At 69.3% G+C, this 17,951-nt stretch carries 16 protein-coding genes; 1 reads left to right on the forward strand and 15 read right to left on the reverse strand.

What is annotated here, in order from left to right; translation table 11 throughout:
* Window positions 1-2: 2 nt before the first annotated feature.
* The 15 genes from ACFFII_RS06050 to rsmI form a co-directional block, all read right to left on the reverse strand.
* Window positions 3-1,175 (reverse strand): dihydrodipicolinate synthase family protein, encoded by a 1,173-nt coding sequence (locus ACFFII_RS06050; protein WP_377697986.1) that lies wholly within the window; start codon window positions 1,173-1,175, stop codon window positions 3-5.
* On the reverse strand, window positions 1,172-2,773 hold the full coding sequence (locus ACFFII_RS06055; protein ID WP_377697988.1) for a GMC family oxidoreductase: 1,602 nt from the start codon (window positions 2,771-2,773) through the stop codon (window positions 1,172-1,174). Before ACFFII_RS06055 ends, ACFFII_RS06050 begins: the two co-directional genes overlap by 4 nt.
* A 10-nt stretch (window positions 2,774-2,783) precedes the next feature.
* Window positions 2,784-3,539, reverse strand: a complete 756-nt coding sequence (locus ACFFII_RS06060) for a 3-ketoacyl-ACP reductase (protein WP_377697989.1) — start codon at window positions 3,537-3,539, stop codon at window positions 2,784-2,786.
* Window positions 3,536-5,014, reverse strand: coding sequence for an FAD-dependent oxidoreductase (locus tag ACFFII_RS06065; protein ID WP_377697991.1), 1,479 nt, complete (start codon window positions 5,012-5,014; stop codon window positions 3,536-3,538). The genes ACFFII_RS06060 and ACFFII_RS06065 overlap by 4 nt, the downstream gene beginning before the upstream one ends.
* Window positions 5,015-5,017: 3 nt before the next feature.
* Window positions 5,018-6,130 (reverse strand): ABC transporter ATP-binding protein, encoded by a 1,113-nt coding sequence (locus ACFFII_RS06070; protein WP_377697992.1) that lies wholly within the window; start codon window positions 6,128-6,130, stop codon window positions 5,018-5,020.
* Between the two features lie 3 nt (window positions 6,131-6,133).
* Window positions 6,134-7,015 carry a carbohydrate ABC transporter permease gene (locus ACFFII_RS06075; protein ID WP_377697993.1) on the reverse strand — a complete coding sequence of 294 codons (882 nt, stop codon included), beginning with the start codon at window positions 7,013-7,015 and terminating at the stop codon, window positions 6,134-6,136.
* A complete protein-coding gene (locus ACFFII_RS06080; RefSeq protein WP_377697994.1) occupies window positions 7,012-7,929 on the reverse strand; it encodes a carbohydrate ABC transporter permease in 918 nt (305 codons plus the stop codon). The genes ACFFII_RS06075 and ACFFII_RS06080 overlap by 4 nt, the downstream gene beginning before the upstream one ends.
* A 76-nt stretch (window positions 7,930-8,005) precedes the next feature.
* Window positions 8,006-9,259: an ABC transporter substrate-binding protein gene (locus ACFFII_RS06085; protein ID WP_377697995.1), complete on the reverse strand. Its 1,254-nt coding sequence runs from the start codon at window positions 9,257-9,259 to the stop codon at window positions 8,006-8,008.
* Window positions 9,260-9,289: 30 nt separating this feature from the next.
* Entirely contained in the window at window positions 9,290-10,816 is a 1,527-nt protein-coding gene (locus ACFFII_RS06090; RefSeq protein ID WP_377697996.1) for an aldehyde dehydrogenase family protein, read from the reverse strand.
* Between the two features lies 1 nt (window position 10,817).
* Window positions 10,818-11,585 (reverse strand): enoyl-CoA hydratase/isomerase family protein, encoded by a 768-nt coding sequence (locus tag ACFFII_RS06095; protein ID WP_377697997.1) that lies wholly within the window; start codon window positions 11,583-11,585, stop codon window positions 10,818-10,820.
* Complete coding sequence (locus tag ACFFII_RS06100; protein ID WP_377697998.1) at window positions 11,582-13,153, reverse strand: acyl CoA:acetate/3-ketoacid CoA transferase; 1,572 nt, start codon at window positions 13,151-13,153, stop codon at window positions 11,582-11,584. The genes ACFFII_RS06095 and ACFFII_RS06100 overlap by 4 nt, the downstream gene beginning before the upstream one ends.
* Window positions 13,153-14,145 carry a Gfo/Idh/MocA family protein gene (locus ACFFII_RS06105; protein ID WP_377697999.1) on the reverse strand — a complete coding sequence of 331 codons (993 nt, stop codon included), beginning with the start codon at window positions 14,143-14,145 and terminating at the stop codon, window positions 13,153-13,155. Before ACFFII_RS06105 ends, ACFFII_RS06100 begins: the two co-directional genes overlap by 1 nt.
* A gap of 143 nt (window positions 14,146-14,288) precedes the next feature.
* Window positions 14,289-15,239 carry a glutathione synthase gene (gene gshB, locus ACFFII_RS06110; RefSeq protein ID WP_377698000.1) on the reverse strand — a complete coding sequence of 317 codons (951 nt, stop codon included), beginning with the start codon at window positions 15,237-15,239 and terminating at the stop codon, window positions 14,289-14,291.
* A 72-nt stretch (window positions 15,240-15,311) separates the two neighbouring features.
* Complete coding sequence (locus tag ACFFII_RS06115; protein WP_377698001.1) at window positions 15,312-15,734, reverse strand: YraN family protein; 423 nt, start codon at window positions 15,732-15,734, stop codon at window positions 15,312-15,314.
* Complete coding sequence (rsmI, locus tag ACFFII_RS06120) at window positions 15,712-16,641, reverse strand: 16S rRNA (cytidine(1402)-2'-O)-methyltransferase (protein WP_377698002.1); 930 nt, start codon at window positions 16,639-16,641, stop codon at window positions 15,712-15,714. Before rsmI ends, ACFFII_RS06115 begins: the two co-directional genes overlap by 23 nt.
* Window positions 16,642-16,748: 107 nt before the next feature.
* On the opposite strand from rsmI, the gene ACFFII_RS06125 reads away from it, so the two are divergent.
* The gene (locus tag ACFFII_RS06125; RefSeq protein ID WP_377698003.1) at window positions 16,749-17,948 is read left to right on the forward strand and encodes a penicillin-binding protein activator; all 1,200 of its coding nucleotides are present in this window, start codon (window positions 16,749-16,751) and stop codon (window positions 17,946-17,948) included.
* Window positions 17,949-17,951: the final 3 nt, after the last annotated feature.

Raw genomic sequence — 17,951 nt, forward strand, 5'->3', positions numbered from 1 at the left:
CCTCAGGTTCCGATGCCGTTCACCGCCAGCAGGTGGCCCATCCGCCGCACGGCCAGATCGGGCCGGGCCAGCAGGCGGGCCTGGTCGGCCAGGCGGAACACCTCGGCATAATGGCCGATGGAGCGCGCGGACTGAAGGCCCCCCGGCATGGCGAAATGGTCCTGCGCCCCGTTCAGCCAGGCAAGGAAGGCGATGCCCGCCTTGTAGAACTGCGTGGGCGCCCGGAAGATCTCGCGCGACAGGGGCACGGTGGGGTCCAGGAGCGCGCGATAGGTGGCGGTGTCGCCCTGCGCCAGGGCCTCCAGCGCCTGCGAGGCGGCAGGGGCGATGGCGGCGAAGATGCCCAGCAGCGCATGGGAATGGCGCTGGCCGTCGCCCTCGATCAGCGGGGCGTAGTTGAAGTCGTCGCCGGTATAAAGCCGGACGCCTTGGGGCAGGCGGGCGCGGAAGGCTTCCTCATGGGCCCGGTCCAGCAGCGAGATCTTGATGCCGTCCACCTTCGCGGCGTTTTCCCCGATGATGCCCAGAACGAGTTCGGTCGCCTGCGCCAGATCGCCGGCGCCCCAGTAGCCCGCCAGCGCCGGGTCGAACATGGGCCCGAGCCAGTGCAGGATCACCTTGTCGCGGGCCTGCCCCAGCAGGCGGCCATAGACGCGGGCATAGGCATCCGGCCCCGCGCCAAGGCTGGGCAGCGCGCGGGTGGCCATCAGGATCACCTGCCCGCCCGCGGCCTCGATCGCCTCCATCTGCGCCTCGTAGGCGGCAATGATGGCATCCGCGCTGGTCAGTTCCGCCGGGGGCACGCCATCTGTCCCGGCCCCGCAGGCGACACGGGGCTTCAGGGGATGGGCCTTCGACTCGCGCATCGTGCGCTCGATCAGTTCGCGGGCGGTGGGCCAGTCCAGGCCCATGCCGCGCTGGGCGGTGTCCATCGCCTCGGCCAACCCCAGGCCCTGATCCCAGAGCCAATGGCGAAAGCGCAGCGTCGCGTCCCAGTCCACCGCCGGGCGGCCGCCCCAGGGATCGCGCTCGCGCAGGGGGTCGCTGACGACATGGGCGGCGGCAAAGGCCGTGCGGGTCAGGGGGACGCGGGGCGTGCGGGGTTCCAGCGGCACGCCGGTCAGGGTCCAGGCTTCAAGCCGCCCCTCGGCGGTCGGCAGGGTGATGGTGATCATGGGCTTGTCCCCCGGTCGGCGCGGATCATGTCGGCGGCCTTTTCCGCGATCATGATCGTGGGCGCGTTGGTGTTCGACGAAACCAGCCGCGGCATGATCGAGGCGTCCACGACGCGCAGCCGCTCGATTCCGTTCAGCCGCAGCCGCGGGTCCACCACCGCCGCCGGGTCCGGGCCCATGCGGCAGGTGCCCGCCGGGTGGTGGTCGGTCTTGGCGTTGCGGCAGGCGTAGCGGATATAGTCCTCGTCGGTGACGACCTCGGGGCCGGGCAGGACCTCACGCCGGACAAAGGGCTTCAGCGCCTCCTGCCGCATGATCTGCTGCGCGAGCTTCAGGCCCCGGATCGACATCTCGCGGTCATGCGGATCGGCCCAGTAGTTCGGGTCGATCAGCGGCGCGGCGGCAGGGTCCGCCGAGGCCAGCCGCACCGTGCCCCGCGAACGCGGCCGCAGGTAGGCCGAGTTCAGCGTGACGCCCCCGTCCGGCATTGCCGCCACCCCTGCCTCGATCCCCGAGCCGAGCCCCAGGTGCAGCTGGATGTCGGGCGAGCGGGCATGGGGGTCGGCATACCAGAAGCCGCCGGTCTCGAACAGGCTCGAGGCCACCGGTCCCTTGCGTGTCAGCAGGTATTGCAGCCCCGCCAGCGCCGACAGATGCAGCCTCGCGTAACGGTCGTAGGTATGCGGGCCGGTGCATTCGGCGATCACGAACAGGTCCACGTGGTCCTGCAGGTCCGCGCCCACGCCGGGCTGGTCTAGCAGCACCGGAACGCCCACCTCGCGCAGATGTTCGGCGGGTCCGATCCCCGACAGCATCAGCAGGCGCGGTGAGCCGATGGCGCCCGCTGACAGGATCACCTCGGTTTCCGCCGTGATCCGTTCCGGCCCGGCCTTGCCCGCAAGCTCGATCCCCGTGGCGCGGCCGTTTTCCACCAGGATCCGCAGCACCTGCGCCCCCGAGCGCACCGTCAGGTTCGGCCTGCGCCGCGCCGGATCAAGGAAGGCCACAGAGGTCGAGGACCGCCGTGCCTTCCGCTGGGTCAACTGGTAATAGCCCACGCCGTCCTGCGTGGCGCCCGTCATGTCGGGGTTGAAGGGAATGCCAAGCTCGCCCGCCGCGCGGAAATAGGCCTCGCAGATCGGCAGGGGGGCGGCCGGTTTCGAGACACCTAGGGGACCGCCCTGGCCGTGATAGCGGTCGTTGAAGCTGTCGTTGTCCTCGGACTTGCGGAAATAGGGCAGCACGTCCTCGTAGGCCCAGCCCTCGCAGCCGAGCTGGCGCCATTCGTCATAGTCCAGCGCATTGCCGCGCGTGTAGATTTGCGCGTTGATGCTGGAGCCGCCGCCGAGGACGCGCGCCTGCGTGTAGCGGATCACCATGCCGCCCATGTGTCGCTGCGGGACCGTGTGCCAGCCCCAGCTGCCGATGCCCTTGGTCATCTTCGCGAAGCCTGCGGGCATGGCGTAGAAGGGATGGCGCGGGCGGCCGCCTGCCTCGACCAGCAGCACACGTGCGTCAGGATTTTCGGTCAGGCGGTTGGCCAGCACGCAGCCCGCGCTGCCGCCGCCGACGATGATGTAGTCAAAGCCTTCGGGCATCCTCGTCCCTTCACAAACGGTGCAGCGACAGGCCGCCATCGACCGGGATGACGGCGCCGGTCGAGAAAGCCATCGCCCCCTGCGCCAGCGGCAGGACGGCCGCGCCGATGTCGGCGGGCGCGCCCCAGCGGCCTGCGGGAACAAGGCCCTGCGCGATGCGGGCGTCGTATTTTGTGGCGACCCCTTCCGTCATGGCGGTGCGGATGATGCCGGGGCGCAGTTCGAAGACGCCGATGCAGTGGGGGGCGAGCCGCGCCGCGTAGAGCCGGGTCATCATCGAGGCCGCGGCCTTCGAGATGCAGTATTCGGCCCGCTCGACCGACACGAGTTCCGCGCTGACCGAGGTCACGAAGATCATCGCACGATAATCCCGGGCGGGCATCGCCAGCATCCGCCGCGCCACGGCCTGCGCCAGGAAGAAGCCGCCACGCAGGTTCACGCCCATGACAAGATCGAAGCTGTCCGCAGACATCTCCAGCATGTCGCCCCGCGACAGCGCCGGGACGCCCGCGTTCGACACGAAGGTGGTGATGGGACCCAGCGCGGTCTCGACCCGCTCGACCAACTCGGGCGCTGCGGCGATGTCCGCAAGGTCGTGGCGGAAGTAGCGCGCGTCTGGCAGGGTCCGCAGCGCGGCGGCGACGGCGGGATCGTCCTCCGCCCGCTCGGACGCCAGCGCGACGGTCCAGCCTGCGTCCGCCAGCGCCGTGGCGATGCCGAGGCCGATGCCCTGCTGGCCGCCCGTGACCAGGGCCACGCGGCTCATGCCCCCGCCCCTTCGTTGATGTGGTGGGCGACGCGCAGCGCGTGCGCCGCGACGGTCAACGCGGGGTTCACGGCGGCCGAGGTCGGCAGGACGCTCGCATCCGCGAGGAACAGGTTCGGATGGTCATGCGCCCGGCCCCAGGGGTCCACCACGCTGGCCGCCGGGTCCAGCCCCATCCGCGCCGTCCCGCACTGGTGCGAGGGTGTGCGCCGGTCGAAGGCCCGCGACAGCACCAGCGGAAAGCCCGCCCGCCGCAGGTCGCGCTTGAGCCGCGACACCAGCGCCAGATGCGCCTCCCAGTTGGACCGACGCCAGTCCAGCCGGATGCGGCTGTTCTCGACCGTCACGCGGCTGTCGGGCGAGGGCAGGTCCTCGGACATGGCGTAAAGGTCCAGCGCGTGGTCCGCGATCCAGTGCGCGGCACGCCGGGGCAGGCCCGAGGTCGCGGCGAGGATCGGCCCCGACACGCGGCCCAGCATCTGCACGTTGCCCAGGGGCTCTCCGTTCGGGCCGCCGGTCAGGTAGTAGTCGTTGATCATCAGCGTCTTCTGGTAGACCGAGCGGTTCCTGCGCCAGGGATGCACCGCCAGCACGGCCGAGGCATTGTGGTTCATGAAGTTCCGCCCGACCTGGTCCGAGCGGTTGGCGAGCCCCCTCGGATGCGCCTCGGAGCCCGAGGACAGCAGCAGCGCCGCCGTGTTCACTGCGCCCGCAGCCAGGACCACCGTCCCCGTCGTCAGCCGACGTCCGTCCGCCAGCCGCAGGGCAGTGACGCGGTTGCCATCGGCTTCCAAGGCAGTGACCCGCGTGCCGGTCAGCAGCGTGACGTTCGGATGCGCCAGCGCCTGCGCGATGCCGATGGACTCGGCGTCCATCTTGGCGCCGGTCGTATCAGGGAATGCGTCCCACGGCGTCTTGGCACGTTCCAACCAGCGGTCAAGATCCACTCCCAGCGGCAGGTGCGAGGGGTGCAGCCCGATCCGACGCAGACGCGCGCGCAAGTCTGCGATCTCGGGCTCGTCGGGCACGGGCGGATGCGGAAAGGGGGTCGAGCGCGGCGGGTCGGTCGGATCGTCCGTGGTGCCGCGCACCTGGAACATGGCCTCGGCGCGGGCATACCAGGATTCGTATTCCTCGTAGCTGACCGGCCAGCCGGGCGTGGTCCCGCCCATGTGGCGGATCGGGCGGAAATCCTGCGCGCGATAGCGGATCAGCACCGCGCCGTAGAACTTTGAATTGCCGCCGACGTAGTAATAGTTGCCGGGGTTGAAGGGCTGGCCCTCGCCGTCGAGCCAGCTTTCCTCGGGCCGGAAGCGGCCATCGCGGAAGATCGCCTGCGGGTCGCGGCAATGGGGCGCGTCGGCCAGCCGTTCGCCGCGTTCCAGGATCAGGATGCGCCGCCCCGAAGGCGCCAGCGCCGCCGCCGCCGTCGCCCCGCCGATGCCCGAGCCCACGATGATGATGTCGGCATCCATTCCTCAGTCCCCGATCCGCGCTTCGGTCCGGGGATCGAAGACCACGGCCTTGTCCATGTTCAGCCGGAAGGGAAACTGCGCTCCCACGCGGGGCTGCGAATTGGCACGCAGCCGCGCCACCACGTCGCGCCCGCCGATCGTGAAGGCTGCAAAGGTGTCCGCGCCCGCCGGTTCCACCACGGACACCACGTGGTCCACCTGCTCGACCAGCTGCGCACTGCGGTCGGCGCCGCCCTCGTCGGTGATCGCCTCGGGGCGCAGGCCCAGGATCACCTCACGCCCGTCCTGGGCGGCCAGCGCGGGCTGGCCCAGCCGCAGCAGCTTCTGCGAGGCGCCCTCCAGCGTGACCTGGGCGTGCGGCGCGCCGTTGTGGACGACAATGCGGGCGGGCATCAGGTTCATGGACGGGTTGCCCATGAAGCTGGCGACAAAGGTGTTGGCCGGGCGGTCATAGATTTCCCGCGGCGTGCCCAGTTGCTGGACGTGGCCCTTGTTCATCACGGCGATGCGGGTGGACAGCGTCAGCGCCTCGATCTGGTCGTGGGTGACATAGACGGTGGTGCGGCCCAGGCGGTGGTGGAGCTTCTTGATCTCGGTCCGCATGTCCACGCGAAGTTTCGCGTCGAGGTTCGACAGCGGTTCGTCGAACAGGAACACGTCGGGGTCGCGCACCAGCGCCCGTCCCATCGCGACCCGCTGGCGCTGGCCGCCCGACAGCTGCCCCGGCTTGCGGTCCAGCAGGTGGCCGATTTGCAGAAGCTGGGCCACGTCCTTCAGCGCGCGCTCGCGTTCCGCCTTGGGAACGCCGTGCATCTCAAGCCCGAAGGTCATGTTCTGGCCCACGGTCATGTTGGGGTAAAGCGCGTAGCTCTGAAACACCATCGCGATGTTGCGGCGCGAGGGGTGGACGTCGTTCACCACCCGCCCGTTGATCGAGATCGTCCCCGAGGTGATCTCCTCGAGACCCGCGATCATGTTCAGCAGCGTCGATTTCCCGCAGCCCGAGGGGCCGACGAGGACAAGGAACTCGCCCTCGCCCACCGAGATGTCCACGCGGTGCAGCACCTCGACCGTGCCATAGGACTTGGTGACGTTGTCGATATCGAGAAAGCCCATGGGTCAGCCCTTCACGGAACCCGCCATCAGGCCACGCACGAAATAGCGGCCCGCGACGATGTAAACCAGCAGCGTCGGCAGCGCGGCCAGGATCGCGGCCGCGAAGTGGACGTTGTATTCCCGCACGCCCGTCGAGGACTGCACGAGGTTGTTCAGCGCCACCGTCATCGGCATCGCATCCAGCCCCGCGAAGGACACGCCGAACAGGAAGTCGTTCCAGATGTTGGTGAACTGCCAGATGATGCAGACGACGGCGATGGGTCCCGACACCGGCAGCATGATGCGCCAGAAGATGCGGAAGAACCCCGCCCCGTCGATCATGGCCGCGCGCACAAGCTCGGTCGGGAAGGCGGCATAGTAGTTGCGGAAGTAAAGCGTCGAGAAGCCGATCCCGTAGACGACATGCACGAGGATCAGCCCCGGCAGCGACCCCGCCAGACCCATCAGCCCCAGCAGACGCGCCATCGGGATCAGCACGATCTGGAAGGGGATGAAGCAGGAAAACAGCAGAAGCCCGAAGACCCAGCGGTGCCCCGGAAAGCGCCACTTGGTCAGGACATAACCGTTCAGCGCCCCCAGCATGGTCGAGATGGCGACGGCGGGCACGACCATCAGGATCGAGTTCAGGAAATAGGGCCTCAGCCCCGTCGCCTGCACCCCGATCTGCGCCGTGGACCAGGCCGAGCGCCAGGGGTCCATCGTGGGTTCGCGCGGCAGGGCCATCATGTTGCCGCCCGTGATCTCGGGCAGCGGCTTGAGGCTGTTGATCAGCATGACGCCCAGCGGCAGCAGGTAGAACAGCGCGAAGAAGATCAGCACCGTGACAATCAGCGCACGGCCGACGCGGCCCGTGCGGACGGCAGAGCCCTGGGTGGCGACGCTCATCGCTCCTCTCCCTGCCGCATCTCGGCGTAGATGTAGGGCACGATCACCGAGGCCACGCCCATCAGCATGATCACGGCGCTGGCCGCGCCCACGCCCATCTGGTTGCGGGTGAAGGTATAGGAATACATGAAGGTCGCGGGCAGCTCGGTCGCCCGCCCCGGCCCCCCGCCCGTCAGCGCGATCACCAGGTCATAGGACTTGATCGCCAGATGCGCGAGGATGACGAAGGCCGACAGGAACGCGGGCCGCAGCAGCGGGATGACGATACGGCGATACAGGCTGAGGTTCGAGGCCCCGTCGATCTGCGCGGCCTTCAGGATCTCGTTGTCGATGCCGCGCAGGCCCGCCAGGAACATCGCCATGACGAAGCCCGAGGACTGCCAGACCGCCGCGATCACCAGCGTGTAGATCGCCATGTCGCGGTCCTTGATCCAGTCGAAGCGGAAGCTTTCCCAGCCCCACAGATGCATCGTGTTCTCGATCCCGATGCCGGGGTCCAGAAGCCACTTCCAGGCGGTGCCGGTGACGATGAAGCTCAGCGCCATCGGATACAGGTAGATCGCGCGCAGGGTGCCCTCGGCGCGGATCTTCTGGTCCAGGAAGATCGCCAGCATCAGGCCGATGGCGATCGAGATCAGGATATACAGGCTCGCGAAGATCCCGAGGTTCACCAGCGCCGTGGTCCAGGCCGACAGGCCGAACAGGCGCCGGTAGTTGTCGAAGCCCACCCAGTCGTAGCTGGGCAGCATCTTCGAGCCGGTGAAGGACAGAAAGACCGAATAGGCGATGAAGCCGTAGACGAAGACCAGCATTGCCGCGACCGAGGGCGACAGCACCAGCCTCGGCAGCCAGTCCTGCAAGCGCCCGCGCAGATCCGCGCGGCTTGCCGCCGCGGGCATGGCTTCTGCGGACATGAGTTTCCTCCCGGATGGACCGCCGCGCCCTCCCGCGGCGGAAAGGGCGGGGCCGCGCGGGCCCCGCGCCGGTGGTTTACTGCGCGCCCTCGACCGCGTTCACCAGTTCCTCGGCGGCCTGCCGGCTGTCGTATTCGCCGTTGAAATGCGCGGTGATGACGTCATACATCGCGTTCTTCACGGCGGCCGGGTTGGCATGGCCGTGGCCCATGGACCCCAGCAGCGTGCCCGCCTCGGACGCGGCCTTCAAGTCGGCCATGCCCTTCTTGCCGCAGTCGTCGAACTCGGTGTCGGGCGCGGCGCTGCGCGCGGGGACCGAGCCCTTGACCGTGTTGAAGGCCACCTGGAACTCGGGCGACTCGATCGCCGCCGCCATGGCCATCTGCGCCTTGGTGGCCTCGGGGTCGTCCTGCCTGAACATCATGAACTGGTCGCTGTTGAAGGTGACCACGCCGTCCGTGCCCGGAACCCGGAAGCACAGGAAGTCGGTCCCCGGCTGCTTGCCCGCGTTCAGGAACTCGCCCTTGGCCCAGTCGCCCATGATCTGGAAGGCGGCCTCGCCGTTGATGACCATGGCGCTGGCCAGGTTCCAGTCGCGGCCCGAGAAGTTGTCGTCCACGAAGCCGCGCAGCTGTTCCATCTTGTCGAAGGCCGCGACCATCTGATCCGAGCCCAGCGCCTCGGGGTCGAGGTCGATCATCGACTTCTGGTAGAACTCGGGCCCGCCCGACGCCAGCACGGCGCTGTCGAAGATCGTGGCCTCCTGCCAGGGCTGCCCGCCATGGGCCAGCGCGACCTTGCCCCCGTCCTTGGCCTTCTGCAGCGCGGCGATGAACTCGTCCCAGGTCGTGGGCTGACTGATGCCCAGTTCGTCCAGCACGGCCTTGTTGGCCCAGACCCAGTTCGTCGAATGCACGTTCACCGGCGCGGCGACCCAGTGGTCGCCGGGCTTGGAAAACCGCTGCAGCGCCGCCGGGATCACCGCGTCCCAGTTGCCCGCCTGCGCGACCTCGTCGAGGTTCGCCAGCACGTCGCCCTGTTCGGTCCAGTCCAGCAGGTCGAAGCCCAGCACCTGCACGGCGGTCGGCGCGTCGCCTGCCGTCACGCGGGCGCGCAGCGCGGTCATCGCGGCCTCGCCGCCGCCACCCGCGACCGGCATGTCGCGCCAGGTGATACCCTGCCCCTCCAGGTCCTGCTTCAGCACGTTCAGCGCCGCGGCCTCGCCGCCCGAGGTCCACCAGTGCAGCACCTCGACCTCGGCAGCCGAGGCCGCCCCCGCCGAGGCGACCACCAGGGCCGCCGACATCATCAGTCTGTTCAAGACGCGCATTCGTTCCTCCCCCTGCGCAAACCGGCCTTGTCAGCCGTTATCGACCCAGAGGCTCCGCCCCCGCGCGACGCGCATCTGGACGGTCTTGACCTCCAGGAACTCCTCCAACCCGTAGCGGCCAAGCTCCCTCCCCTGGCCGCTTTCCTTCATGCCACCGAACGGCATTTCCGCAAAGCCGTCCATCCATGTATTCGTCCAGACCGTCCCGGCCGACACGCGGCGGGCGAAGTTCAGGCAGGTGTGGACATCGCGGCTCCAGACGCCCGCCGACAGGCCGTAGCTGGCGTCGTTGGCAAGGCGGATCGCCTCGTCCTCGGCACGGAAGGTCAGGACCGACAGGACGGGGCCGAAGACCTCCTCGCGCGCGACCGCCATGCCGGGGGTCACGTCCGCGATCACGGTCGGCACATAGAAGCGGCCGTCGAGGCCCGGCACCGTCAGCACGCCGCCCCCGATCACCACCCGCGCCCCCGCCTCGCGCGCGGCCCGCACATGGCCGTCGATCCTGGCAAGGTGGTCGTCCGAGATGATGGCCCCCACCTGCGTCGCCGGGTTCAGCGGGTCGCCGAAGGGCACGCGGCGGGACAGCGCGGCCACGCGGGCGACCAGATCCTCGGCCACGTCCTCGTGCACGATGATGCGGCTGCCCGAGTTGCAGCATTCGCCCGCGTTGAAATAAACGCCGAAGGCGATGGCGTCGGCGGCAGCATCAAGGTCCGCGTCGGGAAAGACCACCTGCGGGTTCTTGCCGCCCAGTTCCAGCAAGACCTTCTTCAGCGTCCCCGAACCCGCCGCGACGATGCGCTTGCCCACGGCGGTCGAGCCAGTGAAGGACACCATGTCCACGCCCGGATGGCTGGACAAGGCCGCGCCCACCGGCTCGCCGTGGCCCAGCACGATGTTGACGACGCCCGCGGGCAGGCCCGCTTCCATCAGCAACTCGCCCAGGATCACGGTGGTCGAAGGGGTCAACTCCGAGGGCTTCACCACCGCCGTGCAGCCCGCGGCCAGCGCGAAGGGCAGCTTCTGGCAGACGATCAGGAAGGGGAAGTTCCAGGGCGTGATGATGCCAACGGTGCCGATGGGCTCCTTGAGCACGACGCCCAGCATGTCGGGGCCGAGGCTGTTGTGGCTGTCGCCATGGACTGTCCGCGCCAGGGCCGCCGCATAGCGCCACAGGTCGGCCGCGCCCTCGATCTCGGCCAGCGCCTGGGTAATGGGCTTGCCGGATTCCAGCACCTCGATGCGGGCAATACGCTCGCGGTCCCGGTCGATCAGCTCGGCCACGCGGTTCAGCAGGGTCGCGCGCTGCCTGCCCGGAAGGAAGCGCCAGTCGTCCCCATCGAACGCCGCGCGAGCGGTGGCGATGGCAGCCTCGGTCTCGGCCGCGCCGCCTTTGGCGGAACGGCTGACCAGCATCCCGTGCGAGGGCGACAGGCGGTCGAACCTTGCGCCGTCGGCGCTGTCCACCCATTCGCCGCCGATCAGGTGGCGGTTGGTCCGGGGCTCCAGTGCGACGGGGGTGGCGGGGCCTGCGATCAGGGTGTGCTCGGTCATCTCATGTCCCCGGAAAGACGGGCTTGCGCTTGGCGGCGAAGGCGGCGACTCCCTCGGCCCTGTCGGCGCTGGCGGCGATCATGCCGGACCCCAGCGCCTCGATCATGGCGTCCCGATCCTCGCCCGCGGCGGCGTGGATCATGTATTTCGCGACCTCGGTGGCGCGCGGCGAAGTTTCCAGCAGCTTGCCCGCGATCGCCTGCGCGGCGGCCAGCGGGTCTTCCGCGACCTCGGCCACGAAGCCTGCCGCATGGGCGCGTTCGGCGGTCAACCGGCGCCCGAACAGCGCCATTTCCTTCAGCAGCGGCTCGGGGATCAGGCGGGCCAGCCGCTGCGTGCCCGACCAGCCCGGCACGATGCCGACCTGCGTTTCCGGCAGGGCGAGGGTCGCGCCGGGCGCCATGACCCGCAGATCGCAAGCGGCGGCCAGCTCCAGCCCGCCGCCAAAGGCATGGGCCCGGATCACGGCCACCGTCGGCATGGGCAGCCGCGCCAGCCGGTCGAAGATGCGATGTCCGCCCCGCACCCAGAGGCGCGCGAACTCGGCCGGAGGAATACCGGCCCAGGCCCCGATGTCGGCGCCCGCGCAGAAGGCGCGTTCGCCCTCTGCGGTCAGCAGGACGGCCCGCACGGCGCTGTCCCGGTCCAGCGCCTCGCAATGCGCGGCCAGTTGTTCCAGCATCGCGGGCGTGAAGGCGTTCAGCCGCGCGGGGTTGTCCAGCCGCAGCATGGCGATGCCATTCTCGATCTCCAGATGCACGGCACTCACAGCGCCAACTCCATGGGGCCCTCGGCCAGCAGCGACAGCGGCATGGTGCGCGCGTCAGGAGCGATGCGGACGCGGCCCTGCGAGGCGGTCACGATGTCGCGCTCGGGCTCCATCCCCGGCATGATCTCGACGGCGGCCAGGCCCTCGGGCGTCAGGCGCATGACGCAGCGCTCGGTAACGTAAAGGACGTCCTGGCCCAGTTCGAGCGCGCGCCTCCCCGAGAAGGTCACATGCTCGACCTCGTCCACCATCTTGGTGAAGCGGCCGGGTTTCGTCACCCGCAGGCCCGAGGGCGACAGGTCCAGCTCGGCCGCGGCTTCAAAGAAGCCGGAAAAGACCAGCTTGCGGGCGTTGGCCGTGATGTCCACGAAGCCGCCGCAGCCGGCGGTCAGATAGGGCTTCTTGCCCAGCTTGGACACGTTCACGTTGCCCTGCCGGTCCACTTCCAGGAAGGACAGGAAGGACATGTCGAAGCCGCCGCCCTGGAAATAGGTGAACTGGTTGGGCGAGGGCACGAAGCCGAAGGCGTTGGACGCGCAACCAAAGGCAAAGCCGGTCAGTGGCATCCCCCCCACGGCGCCCTGCTCGATGGCCCAGGTGACAGCCTGCGGCTCGCCCGCTTCCAGCAGGACGCGGGGAACCAGCGCCGAGATGCCGAATCCAAGGTTCGCCGTCTGGCCCCGCCGCAGTTCCATCGCGGCGCGGCGGGCGATGACCTTCTCGACCCCATGCTCGGCCAGGGCGAAGCTGGACCAGGGGCGCATGATCTCGCCCGAGATGGCGGGGTCATAGGGCGTCTCGGTCGTTTGCCACTGGTCGGGCGCGACCACGACCAGGTCCACCAGATGGCCCGGCACATGGACGTCATGGGGCCGCAGCGAGCCTGCCGCCGTCACCCGCTTGACCTGTGCGATCACCAGCCCGCGGTGGTTGCGCGTGGCGATGGCCTGGTCGAGCCCGCCCAGATAGGCGCCCTCGTGCTCATAGGTCAGGTTGCCGTTCTCGTCGGCGGTGGTGGCGCGCAGGATGCAGACGTCGGGCACGATGTTGGGGAAATGCAGCCAGGTCTGCCCGCCGAAGTCCTGCCTATGAACGATGGGCTCGGCCGCGGCGGCCTCGTTCATGGCGCAGCCCTGCCGGACAGGATCGACAAAGGTATCCAGCCCCACCTGCGTCAGCACGCCCGGACGGCGCGCGGCCACGTCGCGGTGCATGTCGAACATGATCCCCGAAGGCACGTTGTAGGCCTTGACCCGGTTCTCCACGGCCATGCGCCAGATCTCGGGCATCGGCAGCGAGGACGGTCCCGAGGGGTAGGAGCCTGCCAGCACCCGGACGAGCAGCCCGTCCTGCGCCAGGTGGTCCATGCCCTTGACGCCATACATGTCCCCCGCCGCGATGGGATGCAGCGTGGTCAGTCCGCGCGGATGGCCTTCGGCGCGGAACCGCTCGCCCAATGCGGCCAGCACCGCGTCGGGACAGCCCAGTGCCGAAGAGGAGGAGACGGTGACGACCGCGCCATCCCCGATCTGCGCCACGGCCTCGGCGGCGGAAACGATCCGGGCCATCAGATCCCTCCGTAATCGACAGGGGTGCGGCGCCCGGTGCGGGCAGCCTCGGCCACGGCCAGCGCCACGGCAAGCGAGCGGATGCCGTCCTCGCCATCCGCCGCCGGGCGGCCCTGCCCCTGCGCAGCCCCGGTGAACAGGCGGACGCTGCGGTGGTAAAGGTTGTGGTCCTCGAAGGGGATTGCCTCGGCGCCCGCTTCCGTGACCAGCATGACCTCGCCCACCGGGCGGCCGGTCATGACGTTGCGGGCGAAGATCGAGCCCTCGGTGCCGTGGATCTCGATTCCCGTGCCCGCGAAGCCATGGGTGAAGCTTTCATGGGCCATGACCTGCGCGCCCGAAGGCATCGACCAGACGGACATGACGTTGTCCTCGACCCCAGCGCCCAGGCCCGCGTCGGCGGTCATGGCCACGACCTCGGCCGGGTTCTCGCCCAGGTGGAAGCGGACGGTGTCGGCATCATGGACGACGATATCGGGGATCACCCCGCCGCCCGCAGCCGGATTGTCGATGCGCCAGCCCTGCAGATGGGCAGGAAGCTGGACCGCGTGAAAGACACGGACGCTCTGCACGCGCCCGATCCGGCCTGCGCGGATGGCGTCGCGAATGGCAAGGTGGCTGCCCGCGTTGCGCAGATGGTGGTTGGTGCCGAAGACCAGCCCTGCCTGACGGGCGGCTGCGACCATCGTCACGGCATCCGCCACGTTCATCGCGAGCGGCTTTTCGCAGAGCACATGCTTGCCCGCCGAGATGGCCGCCATGGCCTGCGGGAAGTGCTTTTCATTGGTGGTCGAGATGTAGACCGCGTCCACCCCGTCCAGCAGGCTGTCGAGTTCCGTGGTGCTGGCTGCGATCCCATGCTGCGCGGCAAAGTCCTGCCCGCGACGGCTATCGCCCGACAGGACCGAGGCGATCTCTCCCCCGCTTGACCGGATGGCATCGATCATCTGCGTGGCGGCGATGTTGCTCGCCCCGATCAGGCCCCAACGCATCCGCATCCTCCATTTGGACCGTTCCAATGCTTTTGGAACGGTTCGATCGTTCTGTCAACGGTGATGTTGCGGCTTGTCGGAAAGCAAAAGGGTCAGGCGCGATCCGCGCCTGACCCGTCGGAACTTGGGTACTTCGTTCGTCCTCAGCCCTGGGCGGCGCGGCGGCGCTCGATGGCCTCCCAGATCAGGGCGGCGGCGTTGATGCCGTCGAAGCGCTCGAGTTCCTGAATGCCGGTAGGGGAGGTCACGTTGATCTCGGTCAGCCAGCCGTCGATCACGTCGATGCCGACGAAGATCAGGCCCTTCTCGCGCAGGACCGGGCCGATGGTGGCGCAGATCTCGCGCTCGCGTTCGGTCAGGCCGACCTTCTCGGGGCGGCCGCCGACATGCATGTTGGACCGCGCCTCACCTTGGGCGGGGATGCGGTTGATGGCGCCGACCGGCTCGCCGTCCACCAATATGACGCGCTTGTCGCCCTTGATCACGGCGGGCAGGTATTTCTGCACGATCACCGGCTCGCGGTTGATGCCGCCGAAAAGTTCGAGCAGCGCCGACAGGTTCGCGTCAGCCTGCGGCAGGTGGAAGACGCCCGCGCCGCCGTTGCCGTAAAGCGGCTTGATGATGATCTCGTCATGGCGCTGGCGGAAGGCGCGGATCGCCTCGACGTCGCGGGCGATCATCGTGGGCGGCGTCAGCTCGGGGAAGTCCAGCACGAAAAGCTTCTCGGGCGAGTTGCGCACCCAGAAGGGATCGTTGACCACCAGCACCTCCGGGTGGACACGGTCCAGAAGATGCGTGGTCGTGACATAGCCCATGTCGAAGGGCGGGTCCTGGCGCAACCAGACCACGTCGAACTCGGCCAGTTCCGCCGTGCGCCATTCTCCGAAGCTGACGTGGTTGCCCTGTTCCCGCCGCAGGCTGACGTCGCGACCGCGGGCGAACAGCTTTCCCTCGTCGAAGATCAGCCCGTCTGGCGTGTACTGAAACAGGCTGTGTCCCCGCGCCTCGGCCTCGAGCCCCAGCCGGAAGGTGGAATCGGCCGAGATCGAGACATTCTCGATCGGGTCCATCTGCAGGGCGACCTTGAGGGGCATCGTCGGCTCCGGGCTGGATTTGAACTCGGCTCCGGTTCTGGCCCGCGCCAAGGGGCGATGCAAGCCGGGCGGTCAGTTCAGGCCGAAGGCGTTCTCCACGATCTGGACCCGGCCGTCCGCATCCACCAGCGCCGCGTCGAAGCGCAACTCGGTCAGCCCGCCCGTGGGCAACCGATCGGTATACAGCAGAGCCGCTTGGCAGATCCGGTCCATCTGCCGGCGCGAGATGCGCTGGGCGGCGATGTCATGGGTTTCGGATTTCTTGACCTCTACGAAGACGACCGCCTCGCCGTCGCGCAGGATCAGGTCGACCTCTCCGGCGGGGCTGCGCCAGCAGCGCTCCAGGATCTCGCAGCCGCGCTCAGCGTAATGCTCGGCCACCCGCCGCTCGGCCGCGTGACCGCTTGCATGGGCGGCGACGCCGCGGGCGACGCGGGAATGCGAAGGCCGCCGCGGCGCGGGCCGTCCCGCCTCAATCCAGGGCATGATCGTCATTGTCCCGCTCCTCCTGCATGGCCAGCGCCATGCGATACACGTCCTTGCGCGGGCGCCCCGCCGCCGCCGCGACCTCGGCCGCCGCATCCCGCAGGCTCATCCGCCCCGCCCGCTCGGCCAGCGCCGCGCGCACGGCATCGTCATCCGCCACCACGGCGCCGCCCGGCGCCATGACCACCACGATCTCGCCCCGCAGCCCCTCCTCGGGGATCGTCTCCATCACGGAACGGGCGGTTCCGCGCAGCACTTCCTCGAACTTCTTGGTCAGCTCCCTGCAGACCGCGATATCACGTTCCTCGTCGATCTCGCACAGATCTCTCAACATATCCTTAACGCGCCGTGGGCTTTCAAAGATCACCACTGTCGCGTCCAGCCGCGCCTGGGTTTCCAGCCAGCGCCGCCGCGCGCCCTTCTGCGAGGGCGCAAAGCCCGCGAAAAGGAAGCGGTCCGTGGGCAGCCCCGCGACCGTCAGCGCCGCCAGCAGCGCCGAGGCGCCGGGAACAGCATGGACGCGCCCGCCCGCCTGCGCCACGTCGCGCGACAGCCGGAAGCCCGGATCGGCCACCAGCGGCGTGCCCGCGTCCGAGCAATAGGCGACCGCCTGCCCCGCCCCGATCGCCGACAGGATCGCCGGGCGGGCCCGGTCGGCATTGTGATCGTGATAGGCCAGGATGCGCCGCCCGCGCAGGGGAATGCCGTGGATCGACATCAGGTGGCGCAGGGTGCGCGTGTCCTCGGCCGCCAGCAGGTCGGCCGCGTTCAGCACGTCCAGCGCCCGCAGGGTGATGTCGCGCGCCGTCCCGATGGGCGTGGCGACGAGGTAGAGCCCGGGGTCGAGCCTTGCCGCCAGCACCGAGGCCGCAAGCACCCGCGCGCCCTCTGCCGGACCGGGTCCGTCGTCATCCATGTCCATCCTGCCGTTCCCTTCGCCTGCCGGTCCGTCAGGTTGCCACGCCGGGGGGTCTGTGGCTACCCTTCCGCCGGAACCGGCACCCCAGAACAAGGGAATCACCCATGCTCTCCATTCCCCTGCGCCTTGGCCCCGCGGGCTGGCGGCGTCCGCTGATGCGCGTGGCCGCCTTGGTGGCCGCCGCCGCCCTGGCCGCCTGCGAACCCGTCGAGCAACAGGCCGCGGGACCGCAGACGGGGCCCACGATCGACCCTTCTCAGCCTGTCCAGGTGGCGCTGCTGGTGCCGGGCGGATCGGGGGACCCGAATTACGAGTACATGGCGCGCTCCATGGCGAATGCGGCGCGGATGGCCGTGGCCGATGCGCAGGGCGCGCGGATCGACCTGCGCGTCTACGAGACGGGCGATGACGCGGGCCTTGCCGTGCGCGAGGCGAACCGGGCGGTGTCCGAGGGTGCGAAGATCATCGTGGGTCCCCTGCACGCGGAATCGGCCAACGCGGTCGGCAATGCCGTGCGGGGACGGGTGAACGTGCTGTCCTTCTCGAACAACGCCGACATCGCGGGCGGCAACCTGTTCGTGCTGGGCAACACCTTCTCGAACACCGCGAACCGGCTGGTGTCCTACGGCGTTTCCCAAGGCCTGCGCCGCTTCCTGATCGTGCACGAGACAGACGTGGCAGGCCAGATCGGCGGCGCCGCGATCGAGGGCGCCATTGCCCGCAACCGTGCCACGCTGGTTGGAAAGACGGGCCACGGGCCAAGCCGGGCCGAGATGGACCGCATCGCCCCCACCATTGCCCAGGCCGCCGCCGCCAACCAGGCGCAGGCGATCTTCCTGACCGGCAACAACACCGCCGTCCTGCCCGAGATCACGGGCGCGCTGGCCAACGTGGGCCTGAGCAGCCAGTCCATCCAGCTGATGGGGCTGACGCGCTGGGACGTGCCCGGCGACCGCGCCCGCCTGCCGCAGATGCAGAACGGCTGGTTCGCCGTCCCCGATCTGCCCCGCATCGCCGAGTTCAACCGCCGCTACCAGGCGGCCTTCGGCGAAACGCCGCATGAATTCGCGACGCTCGCCTATGACGGGGTCTCGGCCGTGGCGGCCTCGGTCCGGGCGGGCCGCAGCAATGCGGTGACGACCGCCGGGCTGACCCACGGCGGCGGCTTCGCGGGCATCCAGGGCGCCTTCCGCCTGCTGCCCGACGGCAGCAACCAGCGCCAGCTGGCGGTCGCCACGCTGCGGAACGGCCAGCTTGTCATCATCGACGCCCCCCGCGCCAGCTTCCGCGGGGCCGGGCTCTGACCC

It is taken from the genome of Paracoccus niistensis (genome assembly GCF_042432925.1).
Taxonomy (GTDB): domain Bacteria; phylum Pseudomonadota; class Alphaproteobacteria; order Rhodobacterales; family Rhodobacteraceae; genus Paracoccus; species Paracoccus niistensis.